The organism is Pseudoalteromonas sp. T1lg23B (assembly GCF_002964665.1).
Lineage (GTDB): Bacteria > Pseudomonadota > Gammaproteobacteria > Enterobacterales > Alteromonadaceae > Pseudoalteromonas.
This window is the reverse complement of sequence record NZ_PQBZ01000036.1, coordinates 1-230: the sequence shown is the minus strand read 5'-3', so window position 1 is coordinate 230 and position 230 is coordinate 1. Positions and strand designations below refer to the sequence as shown.

Genomic DNA, 230 nt, shown 5'->3' with positions numbered 1-230 from the left:
CTCGACAGTCGGCGTCGGTATTCTTTTATCTCTTTGTCTAAAAAGAATCTTTGACCTTCGTCTAGACGCTCATCGTGCAGATATTTATGACCCAGAATCGAGCCTTTAAACAACTTGTGCCAACGTATGAGTACAGCTCTGTCACTGAGTCTTTGGGCTTTTTTATCATCCACATACAGCACCACATGGGTATGATTGCTCATCACCGCAAACGCACATATATCAATGCA

1 pseudogene is annotated in these 230 nt (G+C 43.0%); it reads right to left on the bottom strand.

Going from position 1 to position 230, the window contains the following annotated elements:
- Positions 1-230 (bottom strand): annotated as a pseudogene (locus C2M32_RS15890) (transposase); the annotation flags it as partial.